Source organism: uncultured Leptotrichia sp. (assembly GCF_938036635.1).
GTDB classification, from domain to species: domain Bacteria; phylum Fusobacteriota; class Fusobacteriia; order Fusobacteriales; family Leptotrichiaceae; genus Leptotrichia; species Leptotrichia hongkongensis.
Genome location: NZ_CALHQO010000125.1, coordinates 1 through 4,750 on the forward strand (window position 1 = coordinate 1; position 4,750 = coordinate 4,750).

General features: G+C 30.7%; 4 protein-coding genes and 1 pseudogene. All 5 read left to right on the forward strand.

All coding sequences use genetic code 11. From position 1 onward, the window contains the following. A pseudogene (locus Q0370_RS02305) lies at positions 1–437 on the forward strand (hypothetical protein); the annotation flags it as partial. 95 nt (positions 438–532) lie between these two features. After that, positions 533–850 (forward strand): CRISPR-associated endonuclease Cas2, encoded by a 318-nt coding sequence (gene cas2, locus Q0370_RS02310; RefSeq protein WP_299571577.1) that lies wholly within the window; start codon positions 533–535, stop codon positions 848–850. A 531-nt stretch (positions 851–1,381) separates the two neighbouring features. Further along, positions 1,382–3,292 carry a threonine--tRNA ligase gene (thrS, locus tag Q0370_RS02315; RefSeq protein ID WP_299571579.1) on the forward strand — a complete coding sequence of 637 codons (1,911 nt, stop codon included), beginning with the start codon at positions 1,382–1,384 and terminating at the stop codon, positions 3,290–3,292. A gap of 166 nt (positions 3,293–3,458) precedes the next feature. Then, on the forward strand, positions 3,459–4,202 hold the full coding sequence (locus Q0370_RS02320; protein WP_299571581.1) for a Bax inhibitor-1/YccA family protein: 744 nt from the start codon (positions 3,459–3,461) through the stop codon (positions 4,200–4,202). 224 nt (positions 4,203–4,426) lie between these two features. Next, positions 4,427–4,705 carry a hypothetical protein gene (locus tag Q0370_RS02325; RefSeq protein ID WP_299571583.1) on the forward strand — a complete coding sequence of 93 codons (279 nt, stop codon included), beginning with the start codon at positions 4,427–4,429 and terminating at the stop codon, positions 4,703–4,705. Positions 4,706–4,750 lie beyond the last annotated feature (45 nt).

A 4,750-nucleotide genomic window follows, 5' to 3' on the forward strand; every position in this document is an offset into this window, starting at 1 on the left:
TAATAAATAATATACATGAAAATTTTATGAGTTTATTATTTTTAAATAATAATTTGGCAACTGGTGGAATACAAATGGGTAGAAATAATAATTTTACTTGGGGAAATTTAAGAAACTATATAGCACACTTTGAATATTTACATAAAGAAAAAGATACTATTAGTTTTCTAAATCAGGCTAATTTATTAATAAAATTGTTTTCATATGATAAAAAAGTACAAAATCATATAATAAAGTCAATGAAAACATTACTAGAGAAGTATAATATTGAAATAGGATTTGAAATTTCAAATGATAGTGAAGAAATATTTGAATACAAAATTAAATATATCAATTCTAAAAAAGGTAAAATGTTAGGAAAAAATAATGAATTTGAAATTTTAGAAAATGAATTTGTCAGAAATGTCAAAGCATTATTAGAATATTCAAAATTATGATTTTTTCCAAGCGGTAGACTATTATTTGGATAGCATACGAAATTATTTTGTAAAAGATGAAGAAGTGATAATTCCAACATTGAGCGTGATGGACTATGAGTATTGAGTATTTTGGTCTGCTTATGTATGATTTTCCTATGCAGACAGATGTTGAGATATTTGAATACAGGACTTTTAGGAAAAAATTGATAGAAAAAGGATATTATCAGCTTCAAAAATCGGTATATATAATGAGGTCAAAAACAAAAGAAAAAATTGAACTGGCAGAAAAACAGTTATCAATGCTCGCTCCAGAAAATTCCTCAATCCGTTCCATTATCCTGACAGAAGATCAGTTTCAAAAAATGAAGGTACTCGCAGGAGAAGTGACAATGGGAGAAAAAATTTCACAAGATAAAATATTAGAATTTTGAAAAATCAAAAAATATGGTATAATGTGAGAGGTGTTTTATATCATTTATTAAGGAGCAATATCAATATGAAAATATGGAAAACACAGATAAATAGCAAAAATAACAATCAAAATATCCTATCACTAAAAACAAATGATGGGATATAGACCACCCCAATATCGAAGGGGACTAAAACTCTTTTAATTGTAATTTGTTTTTTTCCAACTTTGATATAGACCACCCCAATATCGAAGGGGACTAAAACCTTACCAGACTGTGACCCAGACACGGTTAATAGATATAGACCACCCCAATATCGAAAAGTGATATTTAATAGAAATAACTTTTGAGTGAGAATAAAATTTCAATTCTTGCTCATTTTTTATTGTTTTTTGAATGTAGTTGGCTAGTTGTTCTGAAATGCAAATTTTTGGAGATGTTTTAAATTTTTAGGTTGAAAAAAAATAAGAATTATACTATAATAAATAATTATGCGATTAGGCTAACTAGAGCCTAATTTTATTTGACAAAAGAGAGAAAGAAGGAATCGAAATGATAGAAATGATTTTGCCTGATGGTAGTAAAAGACAGTTGGAAAATCCGATGACTGTTGTAGAATTTGCAAAAAGTATTGGGAGCAGTCTTGGGAAGGCAACCGTTGGGGCGATAATTGACGGTGTGCAAGTTGATCCATCTCATATTATTGACAAATCTGGAACAATTGAAATAATTACTAATACAAGTGAAAAAGGGATAGAAATTATAAGACACAGTGCGGCACATATTATGGCTCAGGCTGTGCAAAGACTTTTCCCAAATACAAAGGTTACGATAGGGCCTGTTATTGAAAATGGATTTTTTTATGATTTTGACCCTGAAAAGCCGTTTGCTGAAGAAGATTTAGCAAAAATTGAAGAGGAAATGACAAAAATTGTAAAAGAGAATTATGAATTTAAAAGAAGTGAAATGACTGCCGAAGAAGCAAAAAAATTCTTTGCTGAAAAAGGTGAAACTTATAAAGTTGAGATAATTGAAGACTTGGGTGCAGATAAAGTTAGCATTTATCAGCAAGGTGAGTTTATAGACTTATGCCGTGGGACACATATTCCATCGACTGGCTACCTAAAAGCATTTAAGCTAATGTCAACAGCAGGAGCTTACTGGCGTGGAGATTCAAACAATAAAATGCTTCAAAGAATTTATGGAGTGGCTTTTGCAACAAAAAAAGAGCTGGATGACTATTTGACAATGATGGAAGAAGCTGAAAAGAGAGATCACAGAAAATTAGGAAAACAGCTTGACTTGTTCTTTGTAGACGAGCATGGACCTGGATTCCCTTTCTTTATGCCAAAAGGTGTGGAATTATTCAATAAATTGCAGGAAATCTGGAGAGTTGAGCATAAAAAAAGAGGTTATCAGGAAATAAAAACTCCTATTATGCTAGATAAGGAATTGTGGGAAATTTCTGGACACTGGTTCAATTACCGTGAAAATATGTATACATCAACAATTGATGAAAAAGAATATGCAATAAAGCCTATGAACTGTCCAGGTTCAATAATTGCCTACAAGAATAACTTGCATTCATACAAGGATTTGCCATTGAAATATGGAGAAATGGGGCTTGTTCACAGACACGAATTTAGTGGTGCTTTACACGGGCTTATGAGAGTTAGAGCATTTACACAGGATGATGCCCACGTTTTCTGTACGAAAGAGCAAATTGAGGAACAAATTATCGAAATTATTGATTTATATGATAAATTCTATACTGTATTTGGATTTGAATATCACATTGAATTATCAACAAAACCTGATAAAGCAATAGGTTCAGACGAAATATGGGAAATGGCTGAAGCAAACTTGAAATCAGCTTTGGAACATAAAGGAATTAATTACAAGTTAAATCCTGGAGATGGGGCATTCTACGGACCAAAAATTGACTTTAAGATGAAAGACTCAATTGGAAGAATCTGGCAATGTGGAACAATCCAGTTAGACTTTAATCTTCCAGCAAGATTTGAAATGAGCTATATAGGTCCAGATGGTGAAAAACATGAGCCAGTAATGATTCACAGGGCAATGTATGGAAGTTTGGAAAGATTTATCGGAATCTTAATCGAACATTACGCAGGAGCATTCCCAACTTGGCTAGCGCCAGTACAAGCAAGAATCTTAACAATTTCTGACGAACAGGTGCCATTCGCAAAAGAATTGTTTACAAAACTGCAAGACGCAGGAATCAGAGTGGAACTTGACACAAGAGTAGAAAAAATTGGATACAAAATCAGAGAAGCAAATGGAGACCAAAAAATACCAGTGCAACTAATAATTGGTAAAAATGAAGTTGCAAACAATGAAGTAAATGTAAGAAGATTTGGTTCACAAGACAGTAAAAATGTATCAGTTGATGAAATTATCCAAACTTTGAAACAGGAATCTTTTGTTCCGTTTTCAAAATAAAAAATAAGATTAAGTAATTTAACTGATAAATAAAAGTCTTTTTAAAAGTAAAAAAGTTATAATATTATAATAGATGATAGCTTGGGTATAGAATTTTGGATTAAGCTATTCAAGTTATTAAAATGATTGAAGAAATGAAAAAGACTAAACTAATGAGGTGATTTTTATGAGAAATGATTATGATGAATTGGAAACTTACAATCATAATAACGATGATTACAACGAATATGACGGACAAATGTCAATGACTTATGACGATTTAAACAGACTTATAATTTCAAAAGTTCGTGGAAGTATGATATGGATGGTAATAGGGCTTCTTATAACTGGTGGTATTGGTTTTATGGTTTATAATGGAGCAATAAAAGAAAATCCTATTGCATATATGATAATAGAGAAATACTGGATATTTCTTATTTTAGAAGTTGTTGCAGTTTTAGCCTTTTCAGCTTTAGTTTATACAGCAAATTCGAGTGTTCTAAAACTTATATTTTTAATATATTCAGCATTAAGCGGATTGACATTTTCAGCTATTGGACTTATTTATGCTCCAGATGTAATCGGTTCAGCATTTTTAGGAACATTGTCAATCTTTGTAGTTTTAGCAATTTATGGATATTTTACTAAGGAAAATTTGACTAGATTTGTGCCATTGCTTACAGCTGGAATAATAGCAATGATATTAGTAAGTGTAGTAAATATGTTTCTAGGAAATAGTGCAATTGATTTGTTTGTGTCAGTATTAGGTGTAATCATTTTTACAGTTTATATTGCAGTTGATGTAAATAGAATAAAAAATAATGTTATCGCCTATGCAGTTCATGAAGATTCTGATATTCTTAACAAAATTGAAATCGTTGGTGCTTTGGAATTATATTTGGATTTTGTAAACCTGTTCCTAAGCATTTAAAGAATTTTAGGAAGAGGAAGAGACTAAGTTTTTACATAACTAAAAAGTGGGAAATAAAAATTACAGAGGGTTATTTTCGGATTATTTGACAATAAAGATAATTAAAGTTGTCTGATGAATCCTTAAATAGCTCTCGTTCTATTTACAGCCAAGAAACTCACAATTTAAAAATTATAAAATCTTGCTCATCTAAAAGAGATTGAGCATATTTAAGAGGAGAAATTTTGAAAAGTAACAGGAAAACAGAGAATAAAATAGATGCTGGAACATCAAAAGAAATACAAATTTTTATAACCGAAGAAATTTTAGCAAGCAGAATATGGATATTTTCAGGAATAGCAATCTCAATTTTATTGTGTCTGCTATTAAAAAGCTACATGATTTTTGAACTGGATAATATAATTCACGCTATAAGAAAATTAGAACTGCCAGATGTAAAAGGAATATTTCTTATACTCTTATTTGTATTAGAAATCCTATTCTTATTCGCTTTACCAAGATGAAGTCGGTCGCTATATCGATCTACATGAACAAATCAGCTGGTCTGA